This is a genomic window from Roseburia intestinalis L1-82 (assembly GCF_900537995.1).
GTDB lineage: Bacteria > Bacillota > Clostridia > Lachnospirales > Lachnospiraceae > Roseburia > Roseburia intestinalis.
The window spans coordinates 2,502,058-2,519,664 of the sequence record NZ_LR027880.1; the positions used below are offsets into that span (position 1 = coordinate 2,502,058).

General features: G+C 42.6%; 15 protein-coding genes. 1 reads left to right on the forward strand and 14 read right to left on the reverse strand.

The window, feature by feature from the left end; genetic code table 11:
• Positions 1-59: 59 nt before the first annotated feature.
• From RIL182_RS11815 to RIL182_RS11855, 9 genes are all read right to left on the reverse strand, one after another.
• Positions 60-2,135 (reverse strand): heavy metal translocating P-type ATPase, encoded by a 2,076-nt coding sequence (locus tag RIL182_RS11815; RefSeq protein ID WP_044999213.1) that lies wholly within the window; start codon positions 2,133-2,135, stop codon positions 60-62.
• 130 nt (positions 2,136-2,265) lie between these two features.
• Complete coding sequence (locus RIL182_RS11820) at positions 2,266-2,589, reverse strand: DUF6110 family protein (protein ID WP_006857815.1); 324 nt, start codon at positions 2,587-2,589, stop codon at positions 2,266-2,268.
• A gap of 200 nt (positions 2,590-2,789) precedes the next feature.
• Complete coding sequence (locus RIL182_RS11825; protein ID WP_134523323.1) at positions 2,790-4,673, reverse strand: heavy metal translocating P-type ATPase; 1,884 nt, start codon at positions 4,671-4,673, stop codon at positions 2,790-2,792.
• Between the two features lie 235 nt (positions 4,674-4,908).
• Positions 4,909-5,127 carry a cation transporter gene (locus RIL182_RS11830; RefSeq protein ID WP_015560429.1) on the reverse strand — a complete coding sequence of 73 codons (219 nt, stop codon included), beginning with the start codon at positions 5,125-5,127 and terminating at the stop codon, positions 4,909-4,911.
• 44 nt (positions 5,128-5,171) lie between these two features.
• The gene (locus tag RIL182_RS11835; RefSeq protein WP_006858778.1) at positions 5,172-5,531 is read right to left on the reverse strand and encodes an ArsR/SmtB family transcription factor; all 360 of its coding nucleotides are present in this window, start codon (positions 5,529-5,531) and stop codon (positions 5,172-5,174) included.
• Positions 5,532-5,795: 264 nt separating this feature from the next.
• On the reverse strand, positions 5,796-6,605 hold the full coding sequence (locus RIL182_RS11840; RefSeq protein ID WP_006858813.1) for an SDR family NAD(P)-dependent oxidoreductase: 810 nt from the start codon (positions 6,603-6,605) through the stop codon (positions 5,796-5,798).
• A gap of 161 nt (positions 6,606-6,766) precedes the next feature.
• Positions 6,767-7,627 (reverse strand): carbohydrate ABC transporter permease, encoded by an 861-nt coding sequence (locus tag RIL182_RS11845; RefSeq protein ID WP_006858779.1) that lies wholly within the window; start codon positions 7,625-7,627, stop codon positions 6,767-6,769.
• A gap of 5 nt (positions 7,628-7,632) precedes the next feature.
• Positions 7,633-8,547 (reverse strand): carbohydrate ABC transporter permease, encoded by a 915-nt coding sequence (locus RIL182_RS11850; RefSeq protein WP_015560427.1) that lies wholly within the window; start codon positions 8,545-8,547, stop codon positions 7,633-7,635.
• Between the two features lie 229 nt (positions 8,548-8,776).
• Entirely contained in the window at positions 8,777-10,189 is a 1,413-nt protein-coding gene (locus RIL182_RS11855) for a carbohydrate ABC transporter substrate-binding protein (protein WP_118599195.1), read from the reverse strand.
• A gap of 171 nt (positions 10,190-10,360) precedes the next feature.
• Between RIL182_RS11855 and RIL182_RS11860 the strand changes: the two genes are divergently transcribed.
• On the forward strand, positions 10,361-11,101 hold the full coding sequence (locus tag RIL182_RS11860) for a helix-turn-helix domain-containing protein (protein WP_006858782.1): 741 nt from the start codon (positions 10,361-10,363) through the stop codon (positions 11,099-11,101).
• 74 nt (positions 11,102-11,175) lie between these two features.
• On the opposite strand, the gene RIL182_RS11865 is transcribed toward RIL182_RS11860, so the two are convergent.
• From RIL182_RS11865 to RIL182_RS11885, 5 genes are all read right to left on the reverse strand, one after another.
• Entirely contained in the window at positions 11,176-13,884 is a 2,709-nt protein-coding gene (locus tag RIL182_RS11865; protein ID WP_006858783.1) for a GH36-type glycosyl hydrolase domain-containing protein, read from the reverse strand.
• 31 nt (positions 13,885-13,915) lie between these two features.
• Entirely contained in the window at positions 13,916-16,330 is a 2,415-nt protein-coding gene (locus RIL182_RS11870; protein ID WP_044999487.1) for a GH36-type glycosyl hydrolase domain-containing protein, read from the reverse strand.
• 291 nt (positions 16,331-16,621) lie between these two features.
• Positions 16,622-16,876: a heavy-metal-associated domain-containing protein gene (locus RIL182_RS11875; RefSeq protein ID WP_006858784.1), complete on the reverse strand. Its 255-nt coding sequence runs from the start codon at positions 16,874-16,876 to the stop codon at positions 16,622-16,624.
• Positions 16,877-16,893: 17 nt separating this feature from the next.
• Positions 16,894-17,376 (reverse strand): Fur family transcriptional regulator, encoded by a 483-nt coding sequence (locus tag RIL182_RS11880; protein ID WP_006858785.1) that lies wholly within the window; start codon positions 17,374-17,376, stop codon positions 16,894-16,896.
• A gap of 14 nt (positions 17,377-17,390) precedes the next feature.
• Positions 17,391-17,528 carry a FeoB-associated Cys-rich membrane protein gene (locus RIL182_RS11885; protein ID WP_006858786.1) on the reverse strand — a complete coding sequence of 46 codons (138 nt, stop codon included), beginning with the start codon at positions 17,526-17,528 and terminating at the stop codon, positions 17,391-17,393.
• Positions 17,529-17,607 lie beyond the last annotated feature (79 nt).

A 17,607-nucleotide genomic window follows, 5' to 3' on the forward strand; every position in this document is an offset into this window, starting at 1 on the left:
CGCCCCGGTATTACATCCAAGTAACACCGGAGCGCTCTCCTGCCTGTCTGTTCTGTTTTCTAATCCAACAGATTCTGCATACTCTTTAAACTGATCAAAAGTGTTGATGTATTATGCAGTAACGCCGATGTGGTCGGCTGTAAAATTCCTGCAACACCACATAATATTAATCCCAAATTGAAACTTACGATAAAGCGGTAATTGCCGCGGATCCGTTTCATCAGGCTGTCCGATAACAGCTTTAATGTTACGATCTGATAAAGATCATCCGAACCAACTGTAATATCAGCGATCTCTCTTGCGATCTCAGCACCATCACTGATCGCAATACCGACATTCGCTGCAGAAAGTGCCGGTGAATCATTGATTCCGTCACCGATCATGATAACTTTTCTTCCGGCCGCCTTTTCTTTCTCAATAAATCCGGCTTTATCCTCCGGCAATACTTCCGAGTAATACTCATCCACGCCAACACGCTTTGCGATTGCTGCTGCGGTACGCTCACTGTCGCCCGTCATCATAACAACTTTCGTGATCCCGGCACGCTTTAATGAATTGACGACTGCCTCTGCTTCCTCACGAAGAGGATCTTCGATACAGATTACGCCTGCTAACTTTCCTTCGATTGCAAGATACAGGTGTGAATATTCTTTCGGGAGAGAATCAAACAATTCCTGTTTTCCTTCCGGGATCGTACAGTTTTCATCTTCAAACACAAAGTGGCTGCTTCCGATGACTGCACGTTTTCCATCGATCGTCGTGGAAATACCATGTGCTACGATATATTCCACTTTGGTATGCATTTCCTCGTGTGCAAGATTTTTCTGCTGTGCAGCATCCACGACTGCTTTTGCCATCGAATGCGGGAAATGCTCTTCTAAACATGCTGCAATACGCAGTAACTCATCCGGTTCTGCACCGTTAAATGATACAACATCCACAACAGTCGGTTTCGCTTTTGTGAGTGTTCCCGTCTTATCAAACACGATCGTGTCTGCATCTGCAACAGCCTCTAAGTATTTTCCACCCTTGACGGTCACATGGTAAAGACTCGCCTCACGGATTGCGGAAAGTACCGAGATCGGCATTGCAAGTTTTAATGCACAGGAAAAATCGACCATCAGTACGGATATCGCTTTATTTACATTTCTGGTCAGCAGATAAGTCAATGCTGTACCGCCTAATGAATACGGTACTAATTTGTCTGCTAAATGCTCTGCTTTTCCTTCCAGTGCCGATTTTAATTTCTCGGACTCCTCAATCATAGTAACGATCTTCTCAAAGCGGCTTGAACCGCCGACTTCTTTGACAAGAACGGTAAGCTCTCCCTCTTCTACCACGGTGCCGGCATAAACAGAATTTTCCACAATTCTTCTGACAGGAACAGATTCTCCGGTTAAGGATGCCTGATTGACCATTGCCTCACCGTCGCTGACTATACCGTCAAATGGGATGACATTGCCCATATGGACAACAACCTCATCTCCCGGACGGATTTCAGAGGTTTGTACAAGTACTTCCTGATCTTCGCGTTTTAACCATACTTTTCCTACATTTAAAGACATCGTGCGCGCCAGATCGTCCACAGATTTCTTGTGTGTCCACTCCTCTAAGAGTTCACCGATGCCAAGTAAGAACATGACAGAACCGGCTGTCTCGATATCATTTCTGAAAATGGATACCCCAATCGCAGTTGCATCCAGTACCGGCACTTCAATCTTCCGCCGCCATAAGCACTGTAAACCTTTCCAGAGATATTTCACGGATTTGACGGTCGTGACACATGCCCGGAATGGGTACGGTAAAAACATCCTGCCCGCATAACGACAGACGATCTTTCCGATCAGTTTTTCCTGATATTTTGCATTTAACTCACGGCCGGAATTTTCAATCACTCCTGCCGGAACATCCACTTTTTCATAGGAAAACTGCTGTAATGTGCGGATCATCTCTGTACGGTCTCCGACATAGGAGATCACAGCGTCCCCGGTGCGCTCATATACTTTCGCAAATGTCACATATTTATTGCTATGTAAAAAATAAAGGAGCGTATCTGCCTGCTCATAGCTCATCCGGTACTGAGACACATGGATACGCATACGCCCTTTGATCTCATGTTTGATGACAAACTTCATTTTTCTCACTCCAATCAATAGTAAAGGAAAGCACCAGGGTATTTTTCCCGGTGCTTCCTGTCGCGGTCTTGATATCGCCACATTCTTTATCATGGCGATATCAAGACCGCGAAACGTGTAATCTATTGTTTTATGCTTCTTCTGCTGCTTCGTTCTCTGCTGTGCTGTCCTCTGCTTCCGCTGCCTCATCTGCGAATGCTGCCGCCTCTGCTGCTGCAGCGCGCTCCTCGTTGATGTTCTTAGCTTCCTCGTAAATGTCACCAGCATTTTCCTGAACAGTTGTAACTGTGTTCATCACGCACTCTTTTGCGCGGAGAACTGCTGCTGTACAGTTTGTGTAAACTTTCTTTGCATCCTTGCTTGAGAGAACTTTGATACCTGCGGTTCCAAATAATACTCCTGCTGCAAAAACACCTGTTTTCTTCCAGTTAATCGCTTTCAAACAATCTAACATCTTATGTACCTCCTGTGGATTTAATTATTTGTATTAGCTGTCATTTTTGGTCAGAATCTGACTATTTTCTACAAAATCAACTGCCCTCTCTATGACATTTTCACGATTATATACCTGATTTTTCCAATTTTCAATAAAAAAACGGGCAAATGATAAAATTTATCATTTGCCCGTTTTTTCATATATTTATGAACTTTTTTCTATTTCGTATTGAGCGTGCGCATGGAGTTTAAGATCGCGATTACAGAAACTCCGACATCCGCGAATACTGCTTCCCACATATTTGCCATACCAAGGGCACCTAATAATAATACCAGAGCTTTGACTGCAAGTGCAAATACAATATTCTGTTTTACGATGCCAAGTGTCTTTCTTGCGATTTTGACCAGTGATGCAATTTTTCGGATATCATCATCCATCAGTACGATGTCCGCTGCCTCGATCGCAGCATCCGAACCCATGCTTCCCATGGCGATTCCGATATCTGCTCTTGTGAGTACCGGTGCATCGTTGATACCATCACCGACGAATGCCAGTCTCTCTTTTTCATTCTGTGCACCCAACAGTTTCTCCACCTGACCGACTTTGTCTGCCGGGAGCAGTTCTGCATGCACTTCATCAATGCCAAGTTCTGCGGCAACGGCATCTGCAGCCGCCTGTCTGTCTCCGGTCAGCATAACTGTCTTTTTCACACCGACCTGTTTCATATCGCGGATCGCATCTTTGCTGCCCTCTTTGACAGTATCGGAGATCACGATACTTCCGGCAAACACGTTGTTGCATACCACATAGACAACCGTTCCGGCAGTCTTGTTTTCCGTGTAAGCGATATTCTGCGCGTCCATCAGTTTTGCATTGCCAAGGTATACTTCCCTGCCATCAATAAATGTATGGATTCCGTGTCCTGCGATCTCCTCCGTATCTGTGACGCGCTCCATGGAAAGTGTTTTTCCATATGCTTCGCGGATAGAGTTCGCGATCGGATGGTTGGAATAACCCTCGCCGTACGCTGCGATCTCCAACAATTCTTCTTTTCCGATTGTGTTGTTTTTGTCCGCGGAAGGCTGTACTTCCGAAACCTTAAATTCACCCTTGGTCAGTGTACCGGTCTTGTCAAACACGATCGTTGTCATCTCGGCAACTGCCTCTAAATAGTTGCTTCCTTTGACCAGAATACCGATCTTAGAGGAAGCACCGATTCCACCGAAGAAACCAAGCGGAACAGAAATGACAAGTGCACACGGGCAGGAAATAACCAAAAAGATACATGCTCTCTGGATCCAGTCTGCCCAGCCACCGCCTAAGATCAACGGAGGTAAAATAGCTAAGATCACTGCACCGATGGTGACAACCGGTGTATAATATTTTGCAAATCTTGTGATAAAGTTTTCTACTTTGGCTTTCTTACTGCTTGCATTTTCTACCAGTTCTAAGATACGGGCTACCGTAGAATCCTCAAATGCTTTTGTTACTTTTACTTTGATCGTACTGCTACCGTTGACACATCCGCTGATGATCTCATCTCCGACTGTTGCCCTGCGCGGTACAGATTCACCGGTCAGCGCTGCGGTGTCGATCATGGAGGTTCCCTCCGTCACGATTCCATCAAGCGGAATGCGCTCGCCCGGTTTTACAACGATGATCGTTCCAACTTCCACATCATCCGGATCAACCTGCGTCAGCACACCATCTTCCTCAATGTTGGCGTATTCCGGACAGATATTCATCATATCGGAAATGGACTGTCTGGATTTGCCGACCGCATAATTCTGGAACAGCTCTCCAACCTGATAAAACAGCATAACGGCAACTGCCTCGGAATATTCTTTCACGCCAAACGCGCCAAAAGTTGCGACCATCATCAGGAAGTTTTCATCAAACACCTGTCCGTGACTGATGTTTCTGACTGCCTTATAGACAATGTCATAACCGATCACCAGATACGGGATCAGATAGATCAGGAATACAAGCCACTGGCTCGGTAACTGCTCTAACACTCCAGTATGCTCTAAAACCATTAACACTACAAACAGCACAAATGCAGTGATAATACGGTACAGCATTTTTTTCTGTTTTGATGTCATATTGATTCCTCTTTTCTTCATTTATTTCATATGTTCATGTATTCATATGTTTTCTTTTTTGTAAGCCCGGTATGCATCTGTTTTCAACCCTGTACTGCCTGATCTCTTTTTTCCTGCAGCATTTTTATTTCGTGCAGATATATGATCACGTGCAGCACTCCTTTTGCATAACCGGGCTTTCCATGTATGAGACTGACTGTCACATACAACTATGTTTTTGTTTTACCTGATTTTTTTACATTAAAATCTTGCAGTCCGGCTCAACCTTTGCACAGACTTTTACGACTTCTTTCATGATGTCATCGAATTTGTCATCCACTGCATCTACCATCATTTTCTGTGTCATAAAGCTGACATTTGCATCGTTGACACCCTCGATTTTTTTGATAGCCTCTTCCATTTTTGCTGCGCAGTTTGCACAGTCAAGATCCTCAAGTTTGAATTTCTTTTTCATAATTGAATCCTCCATTTTCTTTTTGATATAAATTTTGTTTTTACTTACTCTTCGATATGTTCTCTTCCCTGATCGATGATCGTTCTTACATGCTCATCTGCCAGTGAATAAATCACGGACTTTCCTTCGCGCCGTCCGGTCACAAGCTTCGCCTGTTTTAAAATCTTAAGCTGATGTGAAATCGCCGACTGGTTCATATTCAGTGACTGTGCCAGATCGCATACACACATCTCCGACTGAAACAGTACGAACAGAATCCGGATTCTTGTGGAATCTCCAAACACTTTGAACAGTTCGGCGAGATCATATAATTCATCTTCGTCAGGCATCTGTTCATTTGCCGCTCTGATCTTATCTTCATGAACTTCATATGCCTCACAGCACGGTACATCGTCTATTGCCAAATCTTACACCTCCAGTCTTTCACATTATCATTTGAACATATTCTTATCTGTTCATATGTTTATGATAGTACTGGTATGTGGATTTGTCAAGAGATTAGAATATAATTTTCATTCTTTGCGTTTTATATTGTTACTGTCCACTCGTACTTCGTTCCAGTAACGGATTTTGCCGATGCTTCGCATTCCAAATCGGCAAAATCTGCTACCACCACTGTATCATACGGCATTTTCAGTTCAGAAAATGCCTGCCTGTAAACAGTAACTTTATATTCTCCGTATCAAAGCCCACGCCCCCATCATCAGATCTGCCGGAACAATCTTTGCTGCTGCCCGGTGCAGGGTACATACGATACCCGGTGTGGATACTGCCAGCCCAAGTTTTGCATCCAGCAGTGCATGACGCGCCACATTTTTCTGTCGGGAAGCAAGCGGAAAACTGTGAATATAAGAACTGTCACTGCTCTTCTTTGCCCGCCCGATGAACTCGGTGTCCTTGATCCAGTAAGGACAGACAGCGGTCACACGGATTCCCGTACCGTAAAGTTCCACGCGCAGCGCCCTGCTGTAACGATATAAAAATGCTTTCGTTGCTGCATAAACACTCAGATATTGGAACGGCTGAAATGCCGCAGTCGAACAAATCTGCAAAATACGCGCCCCACGTTTCATAAATGGCAGAGAAATCTGTGTCATGGCAACTGCCGCCTTGCAGTTTAAGTCGATCATGCCATCCACATCCACTCTTTTGATATCCCGCCAGGAACCGATCTTTCCGTATCCCGCCGCATTGATCAAGATGCGTACATCCGGTTTTTCTTTCCAGAGCATCGCCTCTATTTCATGCAGTGTCTCCGCCTTTGTCAGATCCCCGGTAATGATCCTAAGATGTGTCTGAAGTTCTTTTTCTAATGCCGTCAGGCGGTCTTTTCTGCGCGCGACCACCCATATTTCATCTAGTTTTTCCTGTTTCCTGATCTGTCTGACAAACTCACTGCCAAGCCCGCTTGACGCCCCTGTTACGATTGCTATTTTCATAGGCACTATTCCTTTCCTGATATCCTGATCATTAAGCATTTTTATAATTTATAATTATAACAAATTTTTTTCCTTTCTCACAGTCATTGTGCACTGATACGGCGGGCAAAAAATAAAAATGAGACCACCTGTACAGTAGTCTCATTTTTATATAATAAAGTAATTTTTCTGATTAACCAGAATTTCTTAACCAGAATCTGTTAACCCTTTACACTGCCAAGTGCAACACCCTGTACAATGTGTTTGGATAAGATCAGATATACAATGATAACCGGGAAGATGGAAAATGCGATCATCACATATACCTGCCCCATGTCAAACTTGAGCCAGTCAGCTCCACGTAACTGTGCGATCAGGATAGGAAGTGTCTTTTTCCTGTCATCATGTAAAACCAGCGCTGGTGTGAAATAATTATTCCAACTGCTTACAAAAGTAAAGATCATCTGCACTGCGATAGCAGGTTTCATCAACGGCATTACGATAGTATTAAATGTATGAAATTCTCCTGATCCATCAATGCGCGCTGCTTCGATCAGTGACAACGGCAATGTACTTTCCATGTACTGTTTCATGTAGAAAAACGTAACCGGAGCGGCAATTGCCGGTACGATCAGAGGAATGAAGGAATCCTCTAATTTCATGCTGGAAACAAGTTTGATAAATCCAAGTGCCGTTACCTGTGTCGGGATCATCATAATCATCAGGATAAACGGATAAATATATTTTTTCAGTTTGAAATCATATGCATGGATCGCATAAGCTGTCATCGTCGAAAAATATACACTGAGTACTGCACTAAGGGAGGAAACGATCAGACTGTTGATCATACCGTTCCACACCGGAAGTGTTCCATTCCTTAAGTTTTTCCAGTTTTCCCAAAGATGGCTGCTCGGAATCAATGTAAAACCTGACTGCAACTCACCGTTTGATCTGGTCGCATTGATAAACAGCACATAAAACCAGAATAAACACAAAACAGAGACAATCGCTAATACAACATATGCAATAAATCTTCTTGCATGAATTCCTACACCTTTTTTTAAATTACGGTTCTCATTCATACTTTTCACCCCTTCCTCTTATCATTGCCGGTTATCTTAAATACTACCAGACTTAAAATACCTGTAATGATAAACAGAACAACTGACAGTGCACCAGCCATACCATAGTTCTTACTATAGAGATGTTTATTTAAGAACATGATCAGCGTCATGGTAGAACGCATCGGGTCACCGGTTCCATTGGTTAAGATCTGTGGCACATCAAATAACTGTAAACCACCGATCAGAGATGTGATAACCACATATACAAGGATTGGGCGTAACAGCGGCAGTGTGATCTGCCAGAATACCTGCGAAGAAGTTGCCCCATCGACCTCTGCTGCCTCAAACAGAGAGGTATCGATACCCATCATGCCTGCCATCAGAAGGATCGTCGTATTACCAAACCACATCAGACAGTTCATCAATGCGATCAACCCTCTTGCACTTCCTACATTCGATAAAAATTTATACGGTGTATCAACCAATCCAATCTGCATCAGCATTGAGTTGATGGGTCCTCCATCAGAGAACAACGTAAAGAACAACATGGAAAATGCAGATGCCATGATCAGATTCGGCAGATATACAACTGTTTTAAAGAAACGGGTTCCTTTTAATTTAAGACGTACATCGGAGAACCAGGCGCCAAGTACCAGTGATAAAATGATCTGCGGCACGAAACACATGATCCATAATACCATAGTATTTTTTGTATAAACCCAGATATCTCCATCAGAAAAGAGTTTTTGATAGTTTGCAAGTCCGACAAACTTTGGTCCGACCTGTGTCAGTCCTGACATATAGTTTTCAAAGAAACTGTTGTAAATAGTGCTGACTAATGGGATCAGCTGAAAAATAACGTATACTACAATAAATGGAATCAAAAAGATATACCCCCATTTATTGTACCTTACTACCTTTCCACTACTTTTTTTCATGATAATCTGACCTCCTTTTTCAGAGTGTATTATTTTCATCCACAGAGCTCACAGCATCCTTCACCTTTATCCTGTGTAAACATGCTGTCAGCTCTGCGCTTGGCATTTTAACCTGAATAAACCGCACCTGCCTTCCTTATTGCATTCCGGCAGGCGCAGCTTTTCATTCATAACAACAGAATATCCGCAGAGCGTGCTTTCCATTGTTATTTTTAGATCATTCATCTTCTTAATATGTTAATTCCGGATATTTCTCTAAAACTGATTTGTAAAACAAGTCTAATGCCTCTTCTTTCGTTGCACTTCCTTCAAAATAGTTCTTCATTGCATGCTGAAATTCTTCGTTGCATCCCTGATCGTATGAAGAAAGATTACTTAAATCAAGTTTGGATACACCCTCATTATAAATACCAAGTGGATTCTGTCCGCCTAAGATTTTACTTGCGTAAGAGCTGTCTGCCATCTCAACGATTACATCCTGATTGTTTACAAAGTCATCATCTTTCTCGATGATCTCTCTCATAACATCATCATTGGTTGTCATCTGAAGCAAGATATCTTTTACAAGACTCTGGTTATCCGTTCCTGTTGCTGCACAGATCCATGTACCACCCCAGAAAAAGCCCTGTGGTCCTTCGGTTGCACCCCAGCCGCCGTTGTAACCGATACTGCCTTCGGTATCTGCTGCCATTGAGAAGTTTACTAACCATGCAGGTCCAAAGTAGCAGAATACATTTCCTTCCGGATAGAAGCCTTTCTTCCAGTCATCGCTCCACATATCATATGTTCCTGTTTCTCCCGCATCAACAAGCTCTTTGGAATCATCAACCCATTTCATAATGTTGTCATCAATATTGATTTTGCCATCAACAACCCATTTGGAAGAAACGTTGTTGGAATATACACGGTATGTATCATTTACGGAAGATGTGATGGTGTAGCCGGCATCTTTCATCTTCTTTGCTGTATCATTAAATGTATCCCAGTCTTTCACATAATTCTGAACCTCTGCCGGATCATCAGAACCTAATACTGCTTTTGCTGCATCTCTGTTATAGAATAATACGCCAGGACAGCCCTGCCATGAAAGACCTTTTAATACACCATCAGAATTGGTAACAACATCTTTGGTGTACTGATACTGTTTAGAAAGATCTTCATCGGTAATACCAAGGTCTGTCACTGCCATTGTGTAATCGGTATCAACATATTTCAATGCATAATCAGCTTCTACCAGGAAGATATCAATTTTATCATCTGCTGCTGCATCAGACTGCTTTAATAAGGCTGCATCCAGGTTATTCTGATATGCCATATCATCACTCGGGGTAATGTTCCATTTTACTGTTACATCACCGATCGTACCTGTGGTTGCATCTACCTCTGTATATCCAGGATAATGATCTGTCAGACGACTCTTGAACTCCTCATTCCAGCAGTAGATATTCAATACTTTTCCCTCATCAGAAGTACCTGTCTCTGCGTCTGTACCTGCTGTCTCTGTTACCGGCGCAGTGTCTTCTTTTGCTGTGTCATTGGATTTCTCTGCTGTGCTGCTGTTTGCTGTATTTCCTCCACAGCCTGCCAGTAAAGCTGTCCCCATTGCTGCCACAAGCATCATACTTACGATTCTTCGTTTCATTTACTTTTCCTCCCTTTTTATAAGCACCTTTGGAACACTTTATCTTTTGTGTTCCTGTCTTGTTTACAAGTGATATATTACCGGATTTCAGCTCTGCATTATATTAAATCACTTGAAAAAATATCAGATTCATGACATAATAATGCGAAAATAAAAAACAGGAGTAATGCTATGGAACTTTCAAAAGAATGGTATCACACAGAATTAGCCAACAGTGAATACGATATGCTGCACCGTTCCCCGACTGTTGAATATTCTTTTTACAATGCAGTCAAAACCGGTGACATGGATTCTGTGATACGAAACTGTAAGGAAGATGCCTTCATCGACTTAAAGGGTACCGGTGTCCTTTCCCGTAATCCGCTTACAAATATTAAATATCATTTTGTTGTCACTACCGCTATGATCACGCGCTATTGTATTGATGGCGGATTAGAGCCGGAGCAGGCTTACCGCCTGAGTGATTTTTATATTTTAAGGATGGATTCGTGTACCACCGTCCGGCAGGTGGCAGATCTGCATCATGAAATGGTAAAAGATTTTACCGGAAAAATGATTTTACAGAAAAAAAGTTCTATACTCTCGAAACCGGTCATGCAATGTGTGGATTACATCTATACACACATCAAAGAACGCATTACCATAACCACTTTAGCTGAATATACCGATCTGTCTGAAAGTTATCTCTCGCGCGTTTTCAAACAGAACCTCGGCATATCCATCAGCGATTATATCCGTGAAAAAAAGATTGAAAAGGCAACTCATCTGCTGCGGTATTCTGACAAACCGATCGTCGACATCGCAAACTATCTTTCTTTCTCCTCACAGAGTCATTTCATTCAGATTTTTGAAAACTATACCGGACTGACGCCCAAAAAATACCGGGATAAATATTATAAATCCATGTGGTAATGCATGTTTTCTAAAAAAAGCAGCATACAAAATCTGTATGCTGCTTCTCTCACCCTATCAGTCATTTTTACATGTTACTCTTGAAAAAACACATCAATTCTGTGACATTTTTTTGGGTCAAGTGTTTCAATCACACTCTTCCTTAACCGTACACCATATTCCGGCTCCGGTTCCAATACGACTTTCTCATCGCACACTGCCCGTCTGATCTGCTCTATTCTTAAGTCCTTCTTTTCCGGATTATGCATTATGATCTCAAATTTCTTCCTGGCAAATTCCAGCTTCAATCCAGCACTGCCTTTTTCATCAAACTGTTCCGGCAGCAGAGATGGTGCGATCACCAGATCTCCAAGATCTCCTTTTACACCAAATACCTCTGTGATCATCGTCAGCATATACCAGCTCGCCGCACCTGTCAGATATGCATAAAGTCCTCTGCCTTCATTATCAAAATACTCCGGCAGTCCCGGGTACATTTTACTGTTTTCAAAATTCATTGCGGCTTCTAAAAGTGTCTGCAGAACTTTATGTCCCTCCCGGATAAATCCTCTCTGATACAGTGCATTCGCATACATGACTGTCATATGGGAAAACACTGCACCATTTTCTTTTTCCCCATAGGCAAATCCAAACATTCTTCCGAGATCAAATTTCTCCTCTTTAAAATCTGTATTCAGACGATATCCACCGGCTTTCTGATCAAACAGAAATTTGTCTGCACTCCTGCAGATTTCTTTTACCTGTTCCTCTCCCGCAGTTTTGCTCATGACTGCGAACACCTGTCCTGTCAGCATCATGCGGACTTCATCCTTTTTACTGTACTCAACCGCATTTCCATGATTGTCATAATATCCGTTAAACCAACCCATATCATCCCCGGCACTGATCCATTCTTTCTCTCTGATATGCTGCATCAGCCACTCTGCCTTCTCCACCAGATTCTTTCGTATCTGTTCTGTGGAAACCAGGATCATGCCTCCTTTTACATTATGTTCGCAGAGGCTGGTATATTCGTCCAGCAGTTTCTGCTTTCTGTCCGGACTTTCATATAATTCTGTTCCTTCCGCAAGCAGACATTTCATCTCTTCTGCCATTTCAATTTTACTGATCCCGGTTTTCTCTTCCATATGCTTCAGACAATCTGCAATGTCTTTTAAATTTCCAGCATATGCACACGTAAATGCCACACTCTCGCCTTTTTCCCATGCCATGTCAAGTGCATCATTCCAGTCCGCACCGTGCAGTCTCATCTCATTATGCTCTCCGACATCATAAAAAGCACATAGATTCTGCAGTAAAATATGTTCTAAAATTGTTCCAAAATAAATATTTCCACCTGCTGTGCGCTGTTTATTTCCATATGCATGATCCCAGTTATTATCATGTGCAGTACCTCTTTTTGTCTGCAGATCTTTGAAATAGGTTACCTTCTCCAGCAAAATATCAAGATCTCCTGTCTGATCCAGATATAATTTTGTCGTCACAAACGGCCAGAATGCATGATCCATCCATACGCGTGTAATGTTATTGCGGTCTGCAATAAATTCTCCCTGTCTGCTGCCAATGATCGTTGCGTTCGTTCCATCCATCCTTACACCGCCATAATTGTCAACGATCATCTGGCGTACTACTGACGGCTCCATGATCAGCAGAGCAAGACAGTCCTGCCAGAGATCTCTCCAGCCACGTCCTCCTTTGCCATAATCATGATATGGTAAAAATGAACAGCCATAAATGCGGCGCAGAACCGGCTGAAAACAGATCCATTTTAAATAATTATCAATGTTTGTATCACCCGTTGAAAAATCAACATTTACTTTGTCCGTCCAGTGTTTTTTTACGGCTTCAAATGCCTTCTCGATCTGTTTTTTCGTACGGTAAGCAGATGTCATTTTCTCAATATTCTGTTTTTCCCCGGAAACCCCTGCAAGTACCAGATACGTGACTGTCTCCTGTGGTTTTAAGGTAACCGGTGCGAAACGCATTCCACCTGCTGCCTCTTTTCCCTGCAGTTTTGTTCCTGCCAGAACACCGTCCTTATCCATTCTTACCGCTTCGGGATTCAGGTAACTTCCCCCTTCCCCGATAAACATTTCCGTTGTCGGATAGAATTTTTCCGGCGCCTCTCCCTCTCCTGTAGATCCATATACAAAATAGACCGTCTGATTTTTCTGATGGCCCCTCTCATCAAAGGAAAGCACCGGGCACACCTCCACGCCATACGTTTTTGTTTCAATTCTGTGCAGCAGCGACGTCACATGACGATGATCCCTGATATTGTCTGCACTCCGTCCATAAAGCGGAATCACAGCAACCGGTGTAATCTTCTGTTCCTGATCCGCTGTATTGGTCAGTTCTGTCATCATTACTTCCATTGTCCCATCTATCGTAACAAAGGAAGTGGTTTCTGCTTTCATTTCATATTCTCTGGATATTCTCGTCAGTTTCTGCCACATAAAACCAGCTTCTAATATGCTTTCATCCTGATCCTTTGTAAATTTTGCCGCTTCCTGCTTTGCCGAAGAACCACAGACGGACCAGCTGCCCTTATTTTCAATACGACACCAAAAATTTCTCGTATTGCGGTTATTATGTAAATTTTCAATACTGACAGGTTCTAACAGAAAATGATTCTGATCTGTCTTGCTGTCTCCTCCGAGATTTGGCGTGATACTGGATTTTAACCCTGTTTCACCTGCCAGCGGAAGATACAGCCCGCTGTAATTTTCCGGATTATGGATACGGAAGGTTCCATTTTTATCTGTAAATTCTATCTTGTTCATAAGACTCTCCCTTCTTTACATGACATTTTTTTTACGACATAATCAGTTCTATGTCTGTCTCATCAGTAAGCACAGTCTGCGGAATATAATTATCTTTCATCTCCTGTCCATTCACGAAAAGTTTTTTGCAGCCGCTCTCGGCATGTCCCGGATTTTTTACGGTAATATGCAGATGACATCCCCTGAAATCTTTATCTATCTCAAACATCTCCCATTCTTTCGGAATCGACGGTGCAATGCGAAGTCCATAAAGGTCAGGACGCATGCCAAGGATTCCCTCCACACAGCCCACCATAACCGTTGATGCTGTCCCAGTCAGCCAGTGTACATGGGATCGTCCAAAATTCGGACTGTCTTTCCCTTCCGTAAACTGCCCATAACAGTATGGCTCTAATCTGCGGATCTCTGCCTTGTCATTCTGCGCTGCCGGAGCGTTCTCCATAAAATAAGTAAATGCCCTCTCCCCATGTCCTCTTAATGCTTCCGCTAAAATGATCCAGCCCTGCGACTGCGAAAAAATACCGGCATTTTCTTTTGTTCCGGCATTGTAAATAACTGCAAGAGCCCCGTCAAATGCATGTTCATGGTATGGAGGATCCATTAAGATTGCTCCATATTCCGTGTTTAACCTGTCATAAACCTGCTGTAATGCACAGTCTGCCTGTTTCTCATCTGCAAGTCCGCTGATCACCGCCCAGCTCTGAGGGTTTAACCACATATTTGCTTCCGGATCAGTACGTTTTCCAATCGTCTCTCCACTCTCCGTAAATCCACGGATAAATCTGTCTTCATCCCAGCAGAGTTCCTGGATCAGATTTCCTAACTTTTTCTGGTTTTCATCCAGAAATGCAATGTATTCCGTATCCTTTTTATGTTCTGCAAAAATGCGTAAAATTGTCATTGCATAATAAAACTGAAATGCAACAAACGTTGACTCTCCATCTTTTCCAAGTCTTAAACAGTCATTCCAGTCTGCATAGAGTCCGGCTGGCATGCTGTGCTTTCCTAGATGGTTCATGGAAAAATCAATCGCACGTTTCAAATGTTCATAAACCGTTCCTTCATCTTTATTTGCAAATGGAATTACCTCATCCATAAATGCAGTATCGCCCGTTTCTGATACATATTTGTATACTGTCGGGAACAGCCAGAGTGCATCATCTGCCCGGTAAGCCGGATGTCCTGTTTCCTGTACATAAGAAGCATCGTCCGGTGTATCTTCATGTCCTGGATTGTGTGTAAATTTAACCAGCGGAAGTCCTCCTCCGTTATCCACCTGTGCGGAGAGCATAAAACGGATTTTATCTACTGCCATTTCCGGTGCCAGATGAATCACACCCTGAATATCCTGTACCGTATCGCGGTAACCATATCCGTTTCTTAAACCGCAATAAGTAAAAGATGCCGCTCTTGACCAGATAAATGTCATAAAGCAGTTATATGCATTCCAGGTATTGATCATAGTGTCAAATTCCTTGCTCGGTGTCTTAACCTGGAAATGGGAAAGTTTTCCATGCCAGTATGCCGTCAGTTCTTCCAGTTCTTTTTTACATACTTCCTCTGTGTTCTCATATCCTGCTACAATTTCAGCCGCCTCATCGTCTTCTTTCATTCCCACAAGAAACGCGATTTCCCTGGTTTCTCCCGGTTTCAGATGAAGTACGGTGGAAATGGCTCCGCAGCCGTTTTCATTATAATTTCCCCTGTTATTTAAAACGCCGTCTTCTACCCCTTTGGGATTTCCATATCCATGATATCTGCCAAGGAATTCTTCTTTTTCTCCACACCAGGAATCAGCTTTTGCCCCGGCAAGTCCGAAAAACCGGTTGATCACGGTCTTATGGTCAATTTCTTTTCCATTTTCAATCTTATCAAGATTTGCATGGATCATCTGGCGGATGCGGTTTTCACAGAAAACTGTCCTTGTGATAAACTGTGAATATTGGAGATTTACCTGATCCTGCTCATAATTACTGTTATTCGTAAATTCCGCATAACCGGTCACGGTCAGCTCCCTTTCCCGGTCAGAATCGTTTGTAATGCCAAGATTCCACACTTCATATGACTGATCTAACGGAACATAGTACCGCACTTCTGAACTGATACCGTCATACACAGCTTTCATCTTTGTATATGCAGTGCCATGATGGCACTCGCTCTTATAAGTATCTAAACTTTTTCCAACCGGCTGCCATGATGCAGACCAGTAATCTCTGTTTTCATTATCCCTGATATAAATATATCTGCCCGGTTCATCAAACTGGTTAAAGACATACCTTAAAATTCTTCCGTTTGCTCCTGATTTTGCAAAACTATATCCCCCTGCATTATTGGATATAATTGCTCCATACTCCGGCGAACCAAGGTAGTTGACCCATGGTGCCGGTGTATCCGGTCTTGTGATCACATATTCTTTTTTACTTTCATCAAAATATCCGTATTTCATACTGCCCTCCATAATTATACTATTTCATTCCTGCTTTCTATTGCTATGATACCTTAACTATAAAGGTTATCTGAAAATAGTTATACAAAATATGTCCTTAAAATAACAGATTCATGACCTGTCCTTTGCAGATATACTATGGTCAAAAAAATTTTCAATATATCAGAAAATTACCGGATATTTTTGTGTGCTTTTTAATTTATAAGACGTAATTTCTTATAAAAAACGCAGGAATCCTCTCTGCAGATTCCCGCGTTTTCCATTTTTCTATGCAATGGCTGTTTTCTTCTGTTATTTCATAAATCCAAACAGCCCTTTTTTCTCATATGGTTCTTTTCTGACTGCACCTGACTCATATCCTGTTCCGTCAATGACAGCCTTTAATTCCTGCTCATCAATATCCTGCTCCGTGATGATCACGGTCTGTTTTTTACTGTGAGAGGAAGATACTTTTTTGACCGGAAATGCGCCACGAACCGCTTCATTTACATGATTTTCGCACATTCCGCACTGCATTCCATCTACATCCACTGTAATCTTTAACATATTTACTCCCTGATCTGTCAGCCCGCTTCCTCACAGTCGCAGGACTGTACTACGACGCTTTTAATTCTTTGTTTATCGATATAACCACATGCTTTCAAACCTGCAAGCACTACCGCATTCCAGCTTTTTGCCGATAATTCCTTTATGGTATCATCATCAAGCTCGATCGTACATGCCTTTTCTCTATCACATACCGCCCCACATGCGATACGATACATATTTTTTCTACTGATAGCCCCGATTTCTTCTAATAAATTGACCATGCGATAAACAGTTGCCGCCCCGATTCCCGGATCAACTTCTGCTGCTCTGTAATAGATTTCCTTGCAGCAAGAACAATCTTCATTGAGAATCACGTCCAACAGCATCAGACGCTGCTTGGTAATACGACAACCCTGTTCTCTCAATCTTTGAATGACAATTTCTTTCTGCATCTGGGTTCTGTGGTAATTTGCCGTCTCATGATTTTTCTTTTTCTGACTGTTTACTCCTGCCGTCATGGTCTCCTCCTATATTAATGACAGTGCCCTCCGCACTTCCCACAATCGCCTCCGCACTGAAGGGATTTTCCGTTTTTCTTATCGCGAACCATGCTGCGGATGATAAGTCCCACAATTACCACAACTACTGCTCCCGTTACAACTGTTCCCATAAGATAATCCTCCTTGTTTTCCTCCTTGTTATAAATATGGCTGCCGTGTCAACACACGGCAGCCACCTTAGAAGCAGTG

Excerpts from the sequence above, each read along its gene's own strand:
- RIL182_RS11875 (WP_006858784.1), bottom strand. The coding sequence starts at position 16,876 with ATGTTAAAGATTACAGTGGATGTAGATGGAATGCAGTGCGGAATGTGC.
- RIL182_RS11870 (WP_044999487.1), bottom strand. The coding sequence starts at position 16,330 with ATGAAATACGGATATTTTGATGAAAGTAAAAAAGAATATGTGATCACA.
- RIL182_RS11865 (WP_006858783.1), bottom strand. The coding sequence starts at position 13,884 with ATGAACAAGATAGAATTTACAGATAAAAATGGAACCTTCCGTATCCAT.
- RIL182_RS11845 (WP_006858779.1), bottom strand. The coding sequence starts at position 7,627 with ATGAATGAGAACCGTAATTTAAAAAAAGGTGTAGGAATTCATGCAAGA.
- RIL182_RS11830 (WP_015560429.1), bottom strand. The coding sequence starts at position 5,127 with ATGAAAAAGAAATTCAAACTTGAGGATCTTGACTGTGCAAACTGCGCA.
- RIL182_RS11825 (WP_134523323.1), bottom strand. The coding sequence starts at position 4,673 with ATGACATCAAAACAGAAAAAAATGCTGTACCGTATTATCACTGCATTT.
- RIL182_RS11815 (WP_044999213.1), bottom strand. The coding sequence starts at position 2,135 with ATGAAGTTTGTCATCAAACATGAGATCAAAGGGCGTATGCGTATCCAT.
- RIL182_RS11880 (WP_006858785.1), bottom strand. The coding sequence starts at position 17,376 with ATGACGGCAGGAGTAAACAGTCAGAAAAAGAAAAATCATGAGACGGCA.
- RIL182_RS11860 (WP_006858782.1), top strand. The coding sequence starts at position 10,361 with ATGGAACTTTCAAAAGAATGGTATCACACAGAATTAGCCAACAGTGAA.
- RIL182_RS11855 (WP_118599195.1), bottom strand. The coding sequence starts at position 10,189 with ATGAAACGAAGAATCGTAAGTATGATGCTTGTGGCAGCAATGGGGACA.
- RIL182_RS11885 (WP_006858786.1), bottom strand. The coding sequence starts at position 17,528 with ATGGGAACAGTTGTAACGGGAGCAGTAGTTGTGGTAATTGTGGGACTT.
- RIL182_RS11850 (WP_015560427.1), bottom strand. The coding sequence starts at position 8,547 with ATGAAAAAAAGTAGTGGAAAGGTAGTAAGGTACAATAAATGGGGGTAT.
- RIL182_RS11820 (WP_006857815.1), bottom strand. The coding sequence starts at position 2,589 with ATGTTAGATTGTTTGAAAGCGATTAACTGGAAGAAAACAGGTGTTTTT.
- RIL182_RS11840 (WP_006858813.1), bottom strand. The coding sequence starts at position 6,605 with ATGCTTAATGATCAGGATATCAGGAAAGGAATAGTGCCTATGAAAATA.